The following is an 18,041-nucleotide window of genomic DNA, read 5'->3' on the forward strand; positions in this document are numbered from 1 at the left end:
AAGTCACTCAGTGCGAAGCGGGTTTAACGTGCTGCAGCCAGCGCTTTTCCGCTTTGCGGAACAGGCTTATCAGCACATAAGAGATAATCAAATACAGCACGGCCGCGATGCCAAACGCGGTAAACGGCTGGTAGGTTGCGGAGTTGATATCACGGGCAATCTTGAGCAGATCCGGCACCGTGGCGGTAAACGCCAGCGCCGTAGAGTGCAGCATCAGGATCACTTCGTTGCTGTAGGCCGGCAGCGCGATACGCAGCGCGGAAGGCAGAATAATACAGCGGTACATTTTCACTTTTGAGAAGCCGTAAGCGCGCGCCGCTTCAATATCACCGTGCGGAACCGAGCGAATAGCACCGGCGAAAATCTCCGTGGTGTAGGCGCAGGTGTTGAGCGTCAGCGCCAGTACGGTACAGTTCAGGCCGCTGCGGAAGAACGCGTTCAGCAGCTCCGTCCCTTTGACTATCTCCAGCGTGTACATCCCGGAATAGAACACCAGCAACTGCACGTAGAGCGGCGTGCCGCGAAATACGTAGGTAAAGAGCCAGATGGGGAACGAAATAAATTTGTTGCTGGACACGCGCCCAATGGCGAGGAACAGCGCCAGAATCCCGCCCATCACCACCGACGTAATCAACAGCCACAGCGTAATGGCGACGCCCGTAAAGCGGTAACCGTCCGTCCACAGCAGCGACTGCCAGTAATCGTGAATAATATCGATCATAGCTCGGCCCTCTTGACGCCAACGGAATAGCGGCGTTCAAGCCAGAGCAGCACTCCGTTTGAAACCGTGGTAAAGACCAGGTAGATAATCCCGGCGACAATCGCAAAGTAGAACGGCTGCCAGGTGCTTTTCCCGGCGAGCTGCGTGGCTTTCACCACGTCTTCCAGGCCAAGCAGAGAAACCAGCGCGGTGGCTTTGAGGATCACCTGCCAGTTGTTACCTATGCCCGGCAGCGCGTAGCGCATCATGGCCGGGAACAGAATACGGCGGAAAGTTTGTGACCCGGTAAAGCCAAAGGCGGTGGCCGCCTCAATATGGCCCTTCGGCACGGCAAGATAGGCCCCACGGAAGGTTTCGGTGAAATAAGCCCCGTAGATAAAACCGAGCGTGATGATCCCGGCGATCATTGGGTCGATATCAAACTGCGCCATTCCCAGCGCATCTGTAATGCTGTTGAGCAGCATCTGCAGCCCGTAGAAAATTAACAGCATCAGCACCAGATCAGGCACGCCGCGAATCAGCGTGGTGTAGCCTTCAAACAGCAAAGCGAGCGGGCGATTTTTGGACAGTTTTGCGCCAGCACCGGCAAGCCCAATCAGCACGGAAAGGACAACCGAGGCGAGCGCCAGCTCAAGCGTAACCAGAGCCCCTTTGAAAATTACTTCGGAAAAGCCATACAACATGGTGCGTATCCTGTCGTCAGTGTTTGCTGCTTATTGGGCCCCGTCTGACGCGGGGCCTTTGTCACCGGTAAGGCTTATTCACCATACACATTAAAATCAAAGTACGGCTTCGCTAACTTGTCGTAGGTGCCGTCTTTACGCATCTCCGCGAACGCCTTGTTCAGCGCCTCACGCAGTTCGTTATCTTCTTTACGCAGGCCCATGCCGGTGCCCACGCCAAACAGCTTGTCGTCTTTGATGGACGGGCCACCGAACTGATAGTTTTTGCCCACCGGCTGCTTCAGGAAGCCTTCGCTGGCGGCGACTTCATCCTGGAAGGCGGCGTCAATACGTCCGGCAGCCAGGTCGGCGTAAATGGAATCCTGCCCCTGATAGGAGACAATTTCGATGCCTTTTGGCGCCCAGTGTTCATTGCCGTAGGTTTCCTGAGTGGTGCCCTGCAGCACGCCGACGCGCTTGCCTTTCAGCGACTCAAGGGTCGGCTGAATCGGGGAACCTTTGGCCACCACCAGGCGAGAATCTGCCGCGTACAGCTTGTCGGTAAAGGCGATTTCCTGCTGGCGTTTTTCGGTGATGGACAACGAAGACATGATGGCGTCGATCTTCTTCGCTTTCAGCGAAGGGATCAGTGCATCCAATGGGTTTTCAACGAAGGTACATTGGGTGTTAATGCGCTTGCAGAGTTCTTTCGCCAAATCGATATCAAAGCCGATCAGCTGGCCCTGAGCATTTTTGGATTCAAATGGCGCATAGGTTGGGTCCGTGCCAATCCGCAGGGTTTTCGGAATGGCAGCGAATGCTGTGGTCACGCTGGAAAACGCCAGCACCAGAGAAAGAGACAAAACCAGCTTTTTCATAATTATCCTCAATAGACTGTCCGTTACTTAAGGCTCACACCCACTACAAACAGGGAAAACTTACGCAACACGTTGCGAAAAAACCGTTTTCGCACCATAACGGTGCAGCCGGAACGGGGCTGCACCACTGCATAGTTATCCTGCCCGGTTAAGAATATATTCAAAACCGGGCTACAGACTAAGGGATAAACTTATTCGCCGTAAACATTAAAGTCGAAGTACTTTTTCGCCAGTTTGTCGTAAGTCCCGTCTTTACGCATTTCAGCCAGCGCTTTGTCGAACGCGGCCTTCAGCTCGGTGTCATCTTTACGCAGGCCGATCCCGGTCCCATCGCCGAAGTATTTTTTGTCCTTCACGGACGGACCGGCAAAGGCATAGTCTTTCCCGGCAGGCTGTTTCAGGAAGCCTTCGCTCCCGGCAACTTCGTCCTGGAATGCCGCATCCAGGCGCCCTGCAGCGAGGTCAGAGTAAATCAAATCCTGGTTGGCGTAGGCCACCACATCAACGCCTTTCGGGCGCCATTCAGCGTTGCCGTAGGTCTCCTGAATGGAGCCCTGCAGCACCCCAACGTGCTTGCCTTTCAGCGATTCGAGCGTCGGCTGAATCGGGGAACCTTTGGCCGCGATCAGGCGGGAATCCGCCGCGTACAGTTTGTTGGAGAAAAGGATCTCCTGCTGGCGTTTTTCAGTGATCGACAGAGACGAGATAATGGCGTCAATTTTCTTCGCTTTCAGCGACGGGATCAGGGAATCAAAGTCGCTGCCAACCCAGGTACATTTGGTCTGAATGCGCTTGCAAAGTTCGTTACCCAGATCGATATCAAACCCAACAAAATCGCCTTTCGCGTCTTTCGAAGAGAATGGCGCGTAGGTCGCGTCGGTACCAATGCGGACGTTTTGCGGAATCGCTGCAAACACGCTGGCTGCGCTGGACAGGCCGAGCAGTAAAGACAGTGCAAGAACCGACTTCTTCATACGATACCCTCAAGTTTGGCTTTCTTATTTGTGATGTCTTGTTGTGTGGTAATGCCTTTGCATACGGAGAGTTGCAGTTCTCATGCCACTTTTCCCTGCGTGGAAAAAAGCCGCTGATTTATGTTAATAAAACGTTGCAACTTCGCGCTAGTTTGAAAGATAGCAGGTCTGGGAAGCGGGACTAGAGGGGAAGGCGGTTTTCGAGGATTAAATCTTCTAAAAGCGATCGGCGTTGCAGAATTGCCCCATAATGAGGCAATCATTTTGTGATGCACCGCAGCAGTGCATTACTTGTGTTCACCCCAGCGAACGAACAGATCTTTGGGCAGCTCAAGGTCAAACTGATCCAGCACCCGGTTGACCGTCTGGTCGACAATATCCTGCAGCGTTTGCGGGCGATGATAAAAAGCCGGCACTGGCGGCATGATCACCGCGCCCAGCTCGGACGCCTGGGTCATCAGGCGCAGGTGACCGAGGTGCAACGGCGTTTCGCGAATGCAAAGCACCAGCGGGCGACGCTCTTTCAGCACCACGTCCGCCGCACGGGTCAGCAGCCCGTCCGTATAGCTGTGCACGATGCCGGACAGCGTTTTAATCGAGCACGGCAGCACCGCCATCCCCATGGTCTTAAACGAACCAGAGGAGATGCTGGCGGCGATATCCCGTGAGTCGTGCACAACATCCGCCAGGGCCTGCACATCACGCAGCGAGTAATCGGTTTCCAGCGCCAGCGTCTGGCGCGCCGCATTGCTCATCACCAGGTGGCTTTCCACCTCCGGCAGCTGCTGGAGGAGCTGCAGTAAACGCACCCCGTAAATGGCGCCGCTTGCGCCGGAAATACCGACAATCAGTCGTTTCATTCATCACCTTTTCTCACCCTTTCAGGATGACCATTTCGACTCAACTCGCAACCCGGCCGCCTGCCAGCCAGGAAAACCATCATCCACGCGCTGCACCATAAAGTCTTTCTGGCGCAGAAACGCCACTGCCTGTCTGGAAAGTACGCAGAAACGCCCGCCGCAGTAGGCCAGAATATCCCTGTCGCGAGGTAAATCAGACAGGTGCTGCTCCAGCTTCTCCAGCGGAATATTCAGCGCACCGGGAATATGGCCGGCGGAATAATCTTCCGCGGAGCGAACATCCAGCAACAACGCGCCCTGCTCCAGCCTGGCCAGCAGCGCTTCAATGGAAACCCCCTCCAGCCGCTGCGGGTTGTAGAGACTCTCCGTCGCAACGCGCTGCATTTCGCTGTGCTGCCAGGTATTAAAATTGTGCAGAGCAGAAAGCACGTTTGCCACCGGCCCTTCGCCTTCGCGGTAAAAAACCTGCTTCCCGACGCGCCGCGACTGTACGAACCCGGCCCGCCTGAGCTGCTGTAAATGCTGGGAGGTATTGGTCACGGAAAGGCCGGTTGTCTCTGCCAGTTGCTCAACTGAACTTTCGTGCTGAAAAACGGCCTCCAGCAAGGCAAGACGATGGGGATGCGCCATCGCGCGAGCAAGACCTGCCAGTATTTCTAGTTGGCCCTGCGGGCTCCCCATCACTTTTTTCATCCACGCTGCCCGTTATCCGCCAAACGCCGCCGATGTTAGCATTGCCGCCCCTAAAGTGACAGATATCACCTGGCCTGCCGACTCAGACGTATTGCTAAAAGCGTCGCACCGGCCGGCGCCAAAGCGAAGACCCCAAACAACGCCATACTGGCCGCGCTGGCCCCTTCAACCCCTCCGGGTGAAGTGATGCCGGCCCCGTTAGTAATAACCCCGGCCAGGGCGGCGGCGAGCGCCGTCGCGTAAAGCTGCACGGTAGTAATGGAGGCGGACGCCAGCGTTTCTTCCCCGGGCGGTGCCGCCTGAAATACCTTCGTTAAAAGATGAGGCCAGGCAAGACCAATCCCGAACCCAACGCCCGCCAGCGCCGTACCGCAGGCAACCACGCCCGCCGGGCCGTTAAAAGGTGTCGGCATAATAATGGACAGCGTGACCAACGACACAAGCACCACCAGCGGCCCGACGCAGATTATCCGCTGCGACATTTTTGCACTGACTGAAGCGCTACAAAGCGCCGCCAGCGTCCAGCCCCCGGCCATCATTGCCGTCAAATAACCGGCAGACAACGGGCTGAATAGATGGATGAGCTGCAGAAAGTATGGCACGTATATTTCCGTCGTCAGGCCAATGACCAGCAGCGCCATCATCGCATAAAGCAGGCCAATACCGCGCGTCGGGGAATAAGCGCCGCGAGGCAGCAATTTTGCCGCCTCCGGCCTGCTGTCCAGGCGAGCGATGAGCCACCCTAGCCCCAGACCAACAGCTATTCCGGAGATATTCAGGGCCAAAGAGCCGCCCAGCCCGGCGAGGGAAATGGCTAGCACAGACAGGACCAACAGCGAGATGGTAAGTACGGGCAATCGTGCCTCACCGGCTTCAGGCTTCGACATGCTTCTAAATTGCACCATCACAATCAGGGCAAGCACTGCGGCTATCGGCAGCAACGCCCAAAACGCAAGGCGCCATTCGCCGATCTCCGCGAAAACACCGCCGATCGCCGGGCCGCATAGGGTTGCGATACCCCACATGCCGGAAACCAGCGCCATAGCCCGGGACCATAGCGGAGCCTCAAAGGCGACGCGGATCAGCGCGTAGCTCAGCGCAAACAACACACCACCTCCGAGTCCCTGCACCACTCTCCCCAGGAGCATGACCGGCATGGAGGGTGCCAGCGCGCAGATTACCGCCCCGCAGGAAAACAGCAGCAGGGCCGACAGGTAGGCCATCGCCGCGCCCTGGCGCGCAATCAGTTTCGCAGAGATGGCGGAGCCTACAATCGACGCGGCGACAAAGAGCGTGGTGTTCCACGCATACCAGGCCAGGCCGCCAATCTCCTGAATGACGGTCGGCAAAATCGTGGTGACGATATAAATATTAATGGCATGCAGCGCCACGCCGCCGGCGAGGGCCAGGGATCGCAGCCCGTTATGGCCGCTAAGCAGCGTGGCCCAGGAGGCATTTTGACTCGTAATGTCTGACATTCACTCTTCCATCTATCATTCCATAAAGTAATGGAATGATAGAATGAAAAACCAACCACAATTTGTCTCTCTGTGCATCGGGCATAAAAAAGCCCACGGGGTAAACCGTGGGCCTGTAAACGAGGGCGGCTTAGCTTAGCCTTCGTTGTGCATCTCTAAGTTTTCCACTTCGTTCTGACGCGCCAGCGCTTTGGAGTCGTCGTTACGCAAGGATTCGAGATACTGCAGGTATTTGTGGTCAACGTCTTTCGTCACGTAGATGCCGTTAAAGACGGAGCATTCGAACTGGGTGATGTCCGGGTTTTCCACGCGTACCGCTTCGATCAGATCGTCCAGATCCTGGAAAATCAGGCCGTCGGCGCCGATGATCTGGCGAATTTCATCCACTTCGCGGCCGTGAGCAATCAGCTCGTTGGCGCTCGGCATATCAATGCCGTACACGTTAGGGAAGCGAATTTCCGGCGCAGCGGATGCCAGATAAACCTTTTTGGCACCGGCTTCACGTGCCATCTCGATAATCTGCTCAGAGGTGGTGCCACGCACGATGGAGTCATCCACCAGCAGCACGTTCTTGTCGCGGAATTCAGCGCGGTTGGCATTCAGCTTACGGCGCACGGATTTACGGCGCAGCTGCTGGCCCGGCATGATAAACGTGCGGCCCACGTAGCGGTTTTTCACAAACCCCTGGCGGTACGGCTTCTCAAGAATGCGGGCGATTTCCAGCGCGATGTCGCAGGAGGTTTCTGGAATCGGAATGACCACGTCGATATCCAGGTCTTCCCATTCACGGGCAATTTTTTCGCCAAGCTTTTTCCCCATCTCAACGCGCGCGCTGTAGACGGAAATCTTGTCGATGAAGGAGTCCGGGCGAGCAAAGTACACATACTCGAACAGGCAAGGATTGCTGACCGGATTGTCGGCGCACTGGCGGGTGAACAGCTGGCCTTTCTCGGTAATGTAAACTGCTTCGCCCGGCGCGATATCACGCAGGAATTCAAAGCCCAGAGTGTCCAGCGCCACGCTCTCGGAGGCCACCATGTATTCGGTGCGGCCATCGCCCAGATCGCGTTTGCCGATCACCAGCGGGCGGATGCCGTTCGGGTCGCGGAAGGCAACCATGCCGTGGCCGATAATCATCGCCACGCAGGCGTAAGCGCCGCGAATCTGGCGGTTAGTGGCGGCGATAGCAGCAAAAATGTTGTCTGCTTCCAGCGGATAATGGCGGAAGTTATCCAGCTCGCTGGCAAAGATATTGAGCAGGATTTCAGAATCAGAAGTGGTGTTAATGTGGCGGCGCTTTTCTTCGAACAGCTTTTTGCGCAGCTCGTGAGCATTGGTCAGATTACCGTTATGCGCCAGCGTAATCCCGTAAGGCGAGTTGACGTAGAAAGGCTGAGCTTCAGAAGCGCTGGAACTGCCGGCTGTGGGGTAACGCACGTGGCCAATACCCATATTCCCCTGCAGACGCTGCATGTGACGGGCTTCAAACACATCGCTCACCAGGCCATTCGCTTTACGCAGACGGAAGCAATTTAACGCGTCGATGGTGACGATGCCTGCGGCATCCTGGCCACGGTGCTGAAGCACCGTTAACGCATCATAAATCGACTGGTTTACCGGCATGAAACCGGCGATACCGACAATACCGCACATGTTGTCTTTTCCTCATTAAGCCACATCCCCACTACGATTAGCGGGGCAAGAAACTTGACGAGCTTTGCAGATAGTCAAAGAACCATCTGATGATGAAACTGAATTGCGGGATAAGCTGCGACTTTTGCCAGTCATCGCTTTTCGAAAAACCGGTAAAGGTATCCAGGAAGAACAGAATGGCGGAGACGATCAGTACGCCACGCAAGGCGCCAAAACAGATCCCCAACACCCTGTCTGTACCCGACAGGCCGGTTTTTTGCACCAGCGCGCTAATCACATAATTGACTATCGCACCAACAATCAGCGTCGCGATAAACAGCACCGCGATAGCTATCCCATTACGTACCAGTTCGTCTTCAAAGCCAGTGAACCAGACTGACAGATAAGTGTAGTAATGACTGGCGACAAAGAAAGCACATCCCCAGGTCACAAGCGATAACGCTTCCTTCACAAACCCACGTATTACGCTTACCAGACAAGAAAAACCGATAACCGCAATGATGGCGTAATCTATCCAGATCATGAAAAAATCTCGTGATAAATTGCCCTGACGTCCAGTTCGGGGCGAATTCTAACAGAAAAAGAAAACGTTTGCGTAGGGATTTCCTTCCCCCGCGTAAATAAATAATGGCGTTGAAAAAAGCATCAACGCCATTAAAAAAGTGCCTGTTTTGCCTTCACTCCGTTGGGGGGAAGCGACGATGTACCGTCGTTTTTCCCCTCACCCTACCCCTCTCCCCAAAGGGGCGAGGGAACAGCATGGTGCGATATTTTTCCCCCTCTCCCTTCCAGGGAGAGGGCCGGGGTGAGGCTCACTGGCGACTACCTTGGCGAATAATTCATCACCACGCCGTTCAGACCAGAAAGCGAATTCAGTTCGCCCAGCGAAGACTTCAGCTTATCTTTCGAGGCATCCGGCCCGACCAGAATACGGGTAATTTTCCCCTGCACAGGCGTGGTCGGCGAGGTGTAAACCTTGAACCCGGCCCCACGCAGTTTACCAACAATTTCATTCACTTTGTCCGCATTTTTCAATGCGCCAAGCTGCACCACATAGGCTTGCCCGGTCGGGGCTTTGTCGGCAGTTTTTTCCGCCTTCGACGCCTGTTCGGAGGCCATCGCAAGCTGCTGACCAGTGTTATCATCAGCGGCAGGTTTAGGCTGCGGTTTTTCCACCGGCTTAGGCTTTGGTTTTTCCTGCACGGGCTGCGGCTTAGGCTGTTCGCGCGCGACAGGCACTTCGTCAACGCCCGCAGAGCCTTCGTTCGGGATAGCCCCGCTGTTCAGCCCCGGCGGTACGGAAGCGCCCGCCCTTACCTCTTCCGCCGCGCCTTCCGGCGGCTGCGCTGGCAAAGCCTGAGTAGCCGCCGGCAGCATATCGGGCTCGTCGCTGTCTCCAGGTTTTGGCACCAAAGGAATGGCCGCGAACTCATCCTGATAATGTTTTTTCTGCCCGTCCAGCAGACCCGGCAGCACAATCACGCCCAGTGCGACCAGAATAATGGTTCCGACTAATCGGTTTTGAAACTTACTCGCCACCTGCTCTCCCCGCGTCCAGTACTTCCATTACATGGGCTACCGTGTGGAACGAACCACACACCAGCACGGTATCTTCTGCCGTTGCTTCCGCCATGGCGGCATGCCATGCGTCCGCCACGGTTGCAAATGCTTTGCCGTGACCAAGATGGGCCATAAGCTGCTCTGCGCTTGCGCCTCGTGGCCCTTCCAGCGGAGCACAATACCAGCTATCGACCTGAGGCGACAAACAGGCAAGCGTTCCGGCTATGTCTTTATCGTGTAGCATGCCAATCACCGCCAGCACACGACCCTGTTTTGGTAGCGCCGCCAGGCGACCCGCAAGATAAGCCGCCGCGTGAGGGTTATGGGCAACATCAAGAATCACGCGCGGTGCCTGAGACACAATCTGGAAACGCCCCGGCAGCGTGGCATGTTCGATGCCGTAGCGTATCGCGTTTTCACTCACGTTCAGTTTGCTGGCACGTAAAGCGGCCAGCGCCGTGGCGACATTGGGCTGTGGAACCAGCGGCAGCGGCAGATCTTTAAGCTCGCCGTTAGCGTCCCGGAACGTCCAGCCTGTGCCGTTAACTTCATAATCCCAGTCAACGCCGCGGCGCAGTAATTGCGCGCCCTTCTCCTGCGCCACATCGGCAATCGTCTGCGGCATATCTGGCTCGCCCACAACCGCAGGGTTATCTCTGCGGAAGACGCCGGCTTTTTCACGGCCAATGCTCTCACGGTCCGGGCCAAGCCAGTCGGTGTGATCGAGCGCAATGCTGGTGACCACAGCCACATCGGAATCCACAATATTGGTGGCATCCAGACGCCCGCCAAGGCCAACCTCAAGAATCACCACGTCTACCGCCTGCTGCTTAAACAATAGCAAGGCCGAGAGCGTTCCGTATTCAAAATAGGTTAAGGAAATATCTCCGCGAGCGGCCTCAATTTCGGCAAACGAGGCGGTATGCAGGGCTTCAGGCAACTCTTCACCCTGAATGCGCACGCGCTCGGTGTAACGCACCAGATGCGGAGAGCTATAAACCCCTACTCGATAGCCGTCGGCCATCAGCGCGGTTTCAAGCGTACGGCAGGTGGTGCCTTTCCCGTTCGTGCCGGCCACGGTAAAAACCGTTGGCGCAGGTTTCAGCACATCGAGCTTGCGCGCAACGTTGCTGATGCGCTTAAGGCCCATATCGATAGTGGTGGAATGAAGGTTTTCAAGATAGCAAAGCCACGTGGCCAGGGGCGACGTGGCTTGAGGAATAAGGTCTTTGTCCATGATGCCCACTTAACATGCACATAAAGAAAAGGGCAGAACCTGCTGGCCTGCCCTTAGTTGCGAATCAGGCCTCTTGACCCTGTTCCGGTGCTGGCGGAACCACGATAGGCTCACGCGGGGCTTCCGGGTTTGGCGCTGGCAGATTCATGAACTTCGCCAGGATGCTCGCCAGTTTCAGGCGCATTTCCGGACGACGAACGATCATGTCGATAGCGCCTTTTTCGATCAGGAACTCACTGCGCTGGAAGCCCGGCGGCAGTTTTTCACGAACGGTCTGCTCGATAACGCGTGGACCGGCAAAGCCAATCAGCGCTTTCGGCTCGGCAATGTTCAGGTCACCCAGCATCGCGAAGCTTGCGGAAACGCCGCCCATGGTTGGGTCAGTCAGCACGGAGATGTACGGCAGACCGCGTTCCTGCATTTTTGCCAGCGCAGCGCTGGTTTTCGCCATCTGCATCAGCGACATCAGCGCTTCCTGCATACGCGCCCCGCCGGAAGCGGAGAAGCACACCATCGGGCAGTTGTCTTCCAGCGCCTGCTCAACGGCACGAACAAAACGCGCGCCAACTACGGAGCCCATTGAGCCGCCCATAAAGGCGAACTCGAAGGCCGCAGCCACAACAGGCATACCGTGCAGGGTGCCTTTCATGACAACCAGCGCGTCTTTCTCGCCGGTCTCTTTCTGCGCGCTAACCAGACGATCTTTGTACTTCTTGGAGTCACGGAACTTCAGCAAATCTTTTGGCTCAAGCTCGCTCCCCAATTCCACCATTGTGCCTTCATCTAACAGGCTATGCAGGCGATCGCGGGCCGACATACGCATGTGGTGATCGCACTTAGGGCAGACACCAAGATTGCGTTCCAGCTCGGCGCGGTACAGGACCTGGCCGCAGCTGTCGCACTTGGTCCACACCCCTTCAGGGATGCTCGCCTTGCGGGTGGGAGTAATATTGCTCTTATTGAGAATTCGTTCAATCCAGCTCATTGATGACCTTTCTGCTTGAACCTGGTCGATACCAGCTTTTCTGCGGCAGTTTTCCCTGCCCCAGACCATAAATGGTGCTCATTAAAACACAACGGCCCGCTACTTTGGATAAAAAAGTGGTCGAACCGCTGCCACGTATTATTTTGACTGCCGCGACGCCGCGCGTTTGTGGCGGATAACTTCCACCACGCCAGGCAAAATCGACACCACGATAATTGCCACAATCAGCAGCTTCAGGTTTTCCTGTACCACCGGCAGGTTACCGAACAGATAGCCCGCGTAGGTGAACAGCAAGACCCACAGCAGTGCGCCGACCACGTTATAGAACGCAAAATGGCGATAGGACATGTGCCCCATCCCGGCGACAAACGGTGCGAAGGTTCGCACAATCGGCACGAAGCGCGCGAGGATAATCGTTTTTCCGCCGTGACGCTCGTAAAAAGCGTGAGTTTTATCGAGATAACTGCGGCGGAAGATTTTTGAATTCGGATTACTGAACAACTTCTCACCAAACAGCCGCCCGATAGTGTAGTTCACCGCATCGCCGATGATGGCGGCAATCACCATCAAAATGACCATGTAATGCACGTTCAGGTCGTTGGTTTCCAGCGACGCCAGCGCGCCCGCCACAAACAGCAGTGAATCACCCGGTAAAAACGGCGTAACTACCAGCCCGGTTTCGCAGAACAAAATCAGGAACAGAATAGCGTAAACCCAGACACCGTATTGTGCTACTAGCTCGGCCAGATGCACGTCGATATGCAAAATGAAGTCGATGATAAAACGGATGAAATCCATCAAAGTATCCTTTCTTAAGCAGCAATCAATCGGCTAAAAAAAGCGGCCCCATCGGCAGACGCGGCAGCGCAAAGTGGTCGGGGTAATCCACCGACACCAGGTACAGCCCTTCCGCCTTCGCGGTGGCAGCGGCCTTAGTGCGGTCCTTCATTGCCAGCAGATCGGCCATCCAGGTTTCAGCCTGGTTGCCGCAGCCGACTTCCATCAGGCTACCGACGATGTTGCGCACCATGTGGTGCACAAAAGCGTTGGCCTTAATGTCCACCACGATGTAAGCGCCGTAGCGGTTTACCGTAATGTGCATCATATTGCGCCATGGGGTGCGGGACTGGCACTGCACCGCACGGAACGAGGTAAAGTCATTTTCCCCCAGCAGGCTCTGCGCGGCGCGGTGCATTTTATCCGCATCCAGAGGCAGATGAAAATGGGTTACGCCCTGCTGCAGAATGGCCGGACGCAGGCGGTGATTATAAATCACGTAGCGATAGCGGCGAGCCGTGGCGCTAAAGCGGGCATGGAACTCAGACGGCACATCTTTTACCCAGCGCACGGCGATGTCACCAGGCAAATTCGTATTGACGCCCATCGTCCAGGCCGCATCTTTGCGCACCGCGCTGGTTTCAAAATGCACCACCTGGCCCGTGGCGTGAACGCCCGCATCGGTGCGCCCTGCGCAAAACACGTTAATCGGCTCATTGGCCACCTGAGACAGCGCTTTTTCCAGTTTTTCCTGCACGCTGCGCACTTCGTTTTGGCGCTGCCAGCCGTAATATTTACTGCCGTCGTACTCAATGCCGAGCGCGATTTTATGAAGCGGAATTTCGCTTAGCACTTCGGACATCAGTACATATACTCCTGCACGAGTTTCTCAGCGGTTTTTATCGCCATCAGCGCGCCGCCAAAGCGAACGTTATCGGCGACTGACCAGAACTGGATTTGCTCCGGCATACCGTAATCGTTGTGTACGCAGCCAATAGAAAGATGGCCGCTACCGGACGCATCCGCCACCTGAGTCGGGAATTCTCCTTCTTCAGACAGCTCAATATCTTCTGCCTGAGCAAACGCATCGCGGGCTTCTTCTGCCGCCAGCGGGCGCAGCGCTTCAAAGTTGACGATTTGGGCATGGCCATAGAACACCGGCGACTGCACAAGGCTGGCGGAGATCATTAAGCCATCGTCCTGCAGCACTTTACGCACTTCATTCACCAGGCGACGCTCTTCCCGCACGCTGCCTTCGGCGTCCGGCACCAGCGGCAGCATGTTGAACGCCAGCTGGCGGCCAAACAGGTCTTCTTCATCAATAGGAATGCCGTTCAGCAGACGGGCGCTTTGCCCGGCCAGCGCGTCTACGGCCACTTTGCCGCGCGCAGAAGCAGACAGCAGGCTGGTCACCTGAATACGTGACAGGCCACCCTGCTCAATCAACGGTTTCAACGCGCTCAGCAGTTGGCTGGTCAGGCTGTCCGCCACTGCCACCAGATTACGGTTACGGTAATCACTCAGCACGAACGGGTTCACATCCGGCACAACCAGCGGCACGTCCGGCTCCAACGAGAAAAGACCGCTTGAGTCAATCACCAGACAGCCCGCATTGGTCGCTTCTTCCACATAGCGAGCGGAGGCTTCAACGCCCGCGACGAAGAACGCCAGCTGAGCCTGCGTCCAGTCAAACTCTGCCGCGTCCTGCACCAGGATAGTTTTGCCTTCATAACGCAGATTTTCACCGGCGCTCTCGCCGCGCGCCAGGGCATACAATTCACCAACCGGGAACTGACGTTCAGCAAGCAGTTCAAGCAAAGCTGAGCCTACGGCACCGGTGGCGCCTAAAATGGCAATATTCCAGCCTTCGGACATGTTGGTTTACTCCAGAAAATAGAACAGATGCTCCCCGGGACGTCGCCCCAGGGAGCCAGAAGATATTGCTTAGCGAAGCGGGTGATGTGCCGCGCTAAAGCCAAGTTTTTGCAGCATGCCTGCCGCGTCGGCATCGTCACACTGCACATACAGCGATGACCACTCGCGGCGCTCCAGGTAGTTCTTACGCAGCTTGTCGAATTCACCAGGCTGACCGGCTACCTTTCGCAGCGGCGCGTCGTCGCGGCGCACATCATACACCAGATGCACCAGTCTTTTGAGCGTGGGCTGATCGAGCGGGCCTGCCAGCGTGATGCGGCCAAACTCCGGCGCAGGCAGAAGTGAATCCAGAGCCACTGTCTGAGACTGGCCGATAAAATCGCTAAAGGCTTCAAAGACCTGAGTAGTACCGCGAGCCTTACCTTCAAGCGTATAGCCCGCAATGTGCGCCGTGCCAATATCGACCTTGTCGAGCAACTCGACGTTGAGATCCGGCTCCGGCTCCCAGACGTCCAGCACAACGCTGAGATTCTGCCCTGCTTTTAAGCATTTCAGCAATGCGTTGTTGTCCACTACCGGGCCACGACAGGCATTAATCAGAATAGCGCCAGACTTCAGGCGGCTAATCAGCGCCTCGTCCGCCAGATGCAGCGTTTTATACTCGCCGGATTTAAACAGTGGCGTATGGAAGGTGATGACGTCGGCTTCCTGCACCAGCGTTTCCAGCGAAAGGAAATCGCCTTCATCACCGCGATCGGCTCGCGGCGGGTCGCACAGTAAGGTGCGCACGCCCCAGGCTTCCAGACGAGCCTGAAGACGGGCACCAACGTTACCCACGCCGACGATGCCGACTGTCCGGTTTTTCAGCTCAAAACCATCACGTTCGGCCAGCATCAATAAGGAGGAGAACACATACTCAACCACGGCAATCGCGTTGCATCCAGGAGCGGCAGAGAAAGCCACCCCGGCACTTTGCAAATACGCTTCATCAACGTGATCGGTTCCGGCCGTGGCCGTCCCGACAAATTTGATCCCTTTACCGTCCAGCAGTTCGGCATTCACTTTGGTGACCGAACGAACCATCAACGCGTCAGCATCCGTTAACGCATCCACCGGAATCGGACGTCCCGGCACGGCAGTCACCTCGCCCAGGCGGCTGAAAAGTTCGCGGGCATAGGGCATATTTTCATCAACGAGGATTTTCACCTGAGTACCTGTCTGTTAATCGTCGAGATAAGGCCGGATAGTGTGCCATAATCTGACGTCCGGGCATAACGAACTACTTGCGAATGTTTTGTCGCACTTAAGGATCATTTAATAATGCAACCCATTCAGGGCGCCACGCCGCGTCCTCCGGGGGAACCTCCCTCCGCACCGTCTGCCGCCGGCGAACAGCCGCTTTCCACCCAGCAACGTACCGTGCTGGAGCGCCTGATCACCCGGATCATTGCGCTTAGCCAACAGCAGAGCGCTGAAGTGTGGGCGGGCCTTAAGCACGATCTGGGACTCAAAAGCGAGACGCCGCTGCTGTCTCGGCATTTCCCTGCCGCTGAGCAGAACCTGAATCAGCGCCTGACCAGTGCGCAAACCACGCTGGCAACGCGTCAGATCATTCAGCAACTGAGCGATTTGCTGCCCCAGGGCAATAACCGCCAGGCGGTGAGCGACTTTATCCGCCAGCAGTTTGGCCAGACGGCGCTGAGCCAGCTCACGCCGGACCAGCTCAAAACCGTGCTGACGCTGCTGCAAAACAACCAGCTCGCCATCCCTCAGCCGCAGCAGCGCCCGGCCACCGACCGCCCGCTGCTCCCCGCCGAGCACAACAGCCTGAACCAGCTTGTCACCAAACTCGCCGCGGCAACGGGCGAGTCCGGCAAACAAATCTGGCAGTCAATGCTGGAGCTGTCCGGCGTGAAAACCGGTGAACTCATTCCGGCTAAGCACTTTGCTTTGTTGACAACCTGGCTCCAGGCAAGGCAAACGCTGAGCCAGCAGTCTGCGCCTACTTTGCACAGCGTGCAGGCGGCCCTAAAGCAGCCGCTTGAGCCGCAGGAGTGGAAAGAGATGGTGGATTACAGCCAGCAGCGCTTCCAGGCCACGCCGCAAACGATACTGACGACCGCGCAGGTACAGGACATTCTCAATCAGGTGTTTTTAAAACGCGCCGAGCGACAGCCAGCTACGATTGAAGTGCGTGATATTCAGCCGATCTACAACCCGATGTTTAGCGCAATTATCGAGCCGATAAAGGCGCTGAGCGCGAGGCCTGGTCTGGCGTTGATCGCGCTGGTCGTGGTGGTGATTTTGCTCTGGCTGGTGATCTAGTTCCTCACCCCAACCCTCTCCCAAAAGGAGAGGGAAAAAACGGGCAACAAGCAAACCTACTTCCTGAACGCCACCAGCGTCACGGCAATCCCCAGCACCGCAGAAACGGCCCCGGCCATAAACACCGACGAATAGCCCATAGACGTTGCCAGAATTCCGGTCAGCGGCCCGGTGACACCGTATGAAATATCCTGGAAAGCAGCATAGCCGCCCAGCGCCGTGCCGCGCACCTGAGGCGGAACACGCTTAACCACTTCAACGCCAAGCGCGGGGAATATAAGCGAACAACCGCAGCCGGTCAGCGCCGCACCCAGCAGCGCGCTCCAGGCTCCAGGCGCGTGCCAGAGCAGCAGCAAGCCCACGGTTTCAACCGCAAGGGAAAACAGCGCCACGCGCACGCCGCCGTAGCGATCGGGCATCCAGCCAAACAGCACGCGCACCAGTACGAAAGCGCCGCCAAAAGCCGTCAACGTGAAGCCTGCATGGGCCCAGCCGTTTGCGGCAAAATAGAGCGAAACAAAGGTGCCGATAACCGCAAAGCCGACGCCCTGCAGCGCGAGACCCAGCCCCGGCTGCCAGATAAGTCCGATCACAGTCAATAACGAAGGCCGCTCGCCTTTATGGGCCGGAACAGGTTTCACGGTGCCGTTAAACAGCAGCCCAATCAGCGGCAAAGCAATGGTTGTCACGCCCAGCGCCACAAAACCCCACTGGCTGTTAAGCATCAACCCCAGCGGTGCACCGGCAGCCAGCGCGCCATAAATCGCCATCCCATTCCAGGACATCACCTTACCCGAACGCCCAGGGCCAACCAGCCCCAGTCCCCAGGTCAGGTTGCCGGTCAGCAGCTGGCTTTCGCCGAAGCCAAGAATCAACCGCCCAACGATCAGCAAGGCAAACTTCACCGCTGGCTCTACCGGCAATAGCGCGGCGAGCAGGTAGGCAGCGCCCGCCAGTCCGCAGGCAAACATCCCTTGCAGGACGGAGCGTTTAGCGCCCATCTGGTCGGCGAGTCGCCCCGCGTAACCCCGGGTCAATACGGTGGCGAGAAACTGAATGCCCACCGCCACGCCAACCATCATGTTGCCGTAGCCCAACTGCTGGTGAACAAAAAGCGGGATAACGGGCAGCGGCAGGCCCACCGTCATATAGGTCAGAAAGACCGCAAAAGTAATTCTGAAAAGCGACGTATTTGCCGATTTCGACGTTTTAAGAGTGGAATCAGGTACTGCAGACATACTGCTTACTCCATAAATTCAGAGCAAGGCGCAAGTTACCCCGCGCCCTTTCCTCTGAGTGTTCAGATGACAGGGTGCGTTGGTTAACGTTAAACGCTTACGCATTATCAATAATGATAATGGAG

The 18,041-nt window shown here is 56.5% G+C and carries 18 protein-coding genes; 1 reads left to right on the forward strand and 17 read right to left on the reverse strand.

Annotated elements, in window-relative coordinates; genetic code table 11:
* Positions 1-7 precede the first annotated feature (7 nt).
* The 16 genes from WFN87_RS17020 to pdxB form a co-directional block, all read right to left on the reverse strand.
* Complete coding sequence (locus WFN87_RS17020; RefSeq protein ID WP_039305135.1) at positions 8-721, reverse strand: ABC transporter permease; 714 nt, start codon at positions 719-721, stop codon at positions 8-10.
* Entirely contained in the window at positions 718-1,404 is a 687-nt protein-coding gene (locus WFN87_RS17025) for a histidine ABC transporter permease HisQ (RefSeq protein ID WP_008459735.1), read from the reverse strand. The genes WFN87_RS17020 and WFN87_RS17025 overlap by 4 nt, the downstream gene beginning before the upstream one ends.
* Before the next feature lie 74 nt (positions 1,405-1,478).
* On the reverse strand, positions 1,479-2,261 hold the full coding sequence (gene hisJ, locus WFN87_RS17030) for a histidine ABC transporter substrate-binding protein HisJ (RefSeq protein ID WP_008459733.1): 783 nt from the start codon (positions 2,259-2,261) through the stop codon (positions 1,479-1,481).
* A gap of 191 nt (positions 2,262-2,452) precedes the next feature.
* Positions 2,453-3,235: a lysine/arginine/ornithine ABC transporter substrate-binding protein ArgT gene (gene argT / locus WFN87_RS17035; RefSeq protein ID WP_039295568.1), complete on the reverse strand. Its 783-nt coding sequence runs from the start codon at positions 3,233-3,235 to the stop codon at positions 2,453-2,455.
* A gap of 287 nt (positions 3,236-3,522) precedes the next feature.
* On the reverse strand, positions 3,523-4,095 hold the full coding sequence (locus tag WFN87_RS17040; RefSeq protein ID WP_336983413.1) for a UbiX family flavin prenyltransferase: 573 nt from the start codon (positions 4,093-4,095) through the stop codon (positions 3,523-3,525).
* A gap of 21 nt (positions 4,096-4,116) precedes the next feature.
* A complete protein-coding gene (locus tag WFN87_RS17045; RefSeq protein WP_166862568.1) occupies positions 4,117-4,788 on the reverse strand; it encodes an ArsR/SmtB family transcription factor in 672 nt (223 codons plus the stop codon).
* A 65-nt stretch (positions 4,789-4,853) separates the two neighbouring features.
* Positions 4,854-6,266, reverse strand: a complete 1,413-nt coding sequence (locus tag WFN87_RS17050) for an MFS transporter (protein ID WP_336983414.1) — start codon at positions 6,264-6,266, stop codon at positions 4,854-4,856.
* Positions 6,267-6,401: 135 nt separating this feature from the next.
* Positions 6,402-7,919: an amidophosphoribosyltransferase gene (purF, locus tag WFN87_RS17055; RefSeq protein WP_008459723.1), complete on the reverse strand. Its 1,518-nt coding sequence runs from the start codon at positions 7,917-7,919 to the stop codon at positions 6,402-6,404.
* A 37-nt stretch (positions 7,920-7,956) separates the two neighbouring features.
* The gene (gene cvpA, locus WFN87_RS17060) at positions 7,957-8,442 is read right to left on the reverse strand and encodes a colicin V production protein (protein ID WP_008459721.1); all 486 of its coding nucleotides are present in this window, start codon (positions 8,440-8,442) and stop codon (positions 7,957-7,959) included.
* A 299-nt stretch (positions 8,443-8,741) separates the two neighbouring features.
* On the reverse strand, positions 8,742-9,458 hold the full coding sequence (dedD, locus tag WFN87_RS17065) for a cell division protein DedD (protein ID WP_336819261.1): 717 nt from the start codon (positions 9,456-9,458) through the stop codon (positions 8,742-8,744).
* Positions 9,448-10,716: a bifunctional tetrahydrofolate synthase/dihydrofolate synthase gene (folC, locus tag WFN87_RS17070; protein WP_336983415.1), complete on the reverse strand. Its 1,269-nt coding sequence runs from the start codon at positions 10,714-10,716 to the stop codon at positions 9,448-9,450. The genes dedD and folC overlap by 11 nt, the downstream gene beginning before the upstream one ends.
* A 64-nt stretch (positions 10,717-10,780) precedes the next feature.
* Positions 10,781-11,701: an acetyl-CoA carboxylase, carboxyltransferase subunit beta gene (gene accD, locus WFN87_RS17075; protein ID WP_008459714.1), complete on the reverse strand. Its 921-nt coding sequence runs from the start codon at positions 11,699-11,701 to the stop codon at positions 10,781-10,783.
* A 138-nt stretch (positions 11,702-11,839) separates the two neighbouring features.
* On the reverse strand, positions 11,840-12,499 hold the full coding sequence (locus WFN87_RS17080; RefSeq protein WP_008459711.1) for a DedA family protein: 660 nt from the start codon (positions 12,497-12,499) through the stop codon (positions 11,840-11,842).
* A 25-nt stretch (positions 12,500-12,524) separates the two neighbouring features.
* On the reverse strand, positions 12,525-13,340 hold the full coding sequence (gene truA, locus WFN87_RS17085; protein WP_008459710.1) for a tRNA pseudouridine(38-40) synthase TruA: 816 nt from the start codon (positions 13,338-13,340) through the stop codon (positions 12,525-12,527).
* Positions 13,340-14,353, reverse strand: a complete 1,014-nt coding sequence (locus tag WFN87_RS17090) for an aspartate-semialdehyde dehydrogenase (protein ID WP_039305160.1) — start codon at positions 14,351-14,353, stop codon at positions 13,340-13,342. Before WFN87_RS17090 ends, truA begins: the two co-directional genes overlap by 1 nt.
* A 69-nt stretch (positions 14,354-14,422) precedes the next feature.
* Positions 14,423-15,559, reverse strand: a complete 1,137-nt coding sequence (gene pdxB / locus WFN87_RS17095; protein WP_336983416.1) for a 4-phosphoerythronate dehydrogenase PdxB — start codon at positions 15,557-15,559, stop codon at positions 14,423-14,425.
* Between the two features lie 114 nt (positions 15,560-15,673).
* Here pdxB and flk point away from each other — a divergent pair, with 114 nt between their 5' ends.
* Complete coding sequence (gene flk / locus WFN87_RS17100) at positions 15,674-16,678, forward strand: flagella biosynthesis regulator Flk (protein ID WP_166990871.1); 1,005 nt, start codon at positions 15,674-15,676, stop codon at positions 16,676-16,678.
* A 56-nt stretch (positions 16,679-16,734) separates the two neighbouring features.
* Here flk and WFN87_RS17105 read toward each other — a convergent pair whose 3' ends face one another.
* A complete protein-coding gene (locus WFN87_RS17105) occupies positions 16,735-17,916 on the reverse strand; it encodes an MFS transporter (protein WP_336983417.1) in 1,182 nt (393 codons plus the stop codon).
* Positions 17,917-18,041: the final 125 nt, after the last annotated feature.

It is taken from the genome of Cedecea sp. AS113, from assembly GCF_037152415.1.
Classification (GTDB): domain Bacteria; phylum Pseudomonadota; class Gammaproteobacteria; order Enterobacterales; family Enterobacteriaceae; genus Cedecea.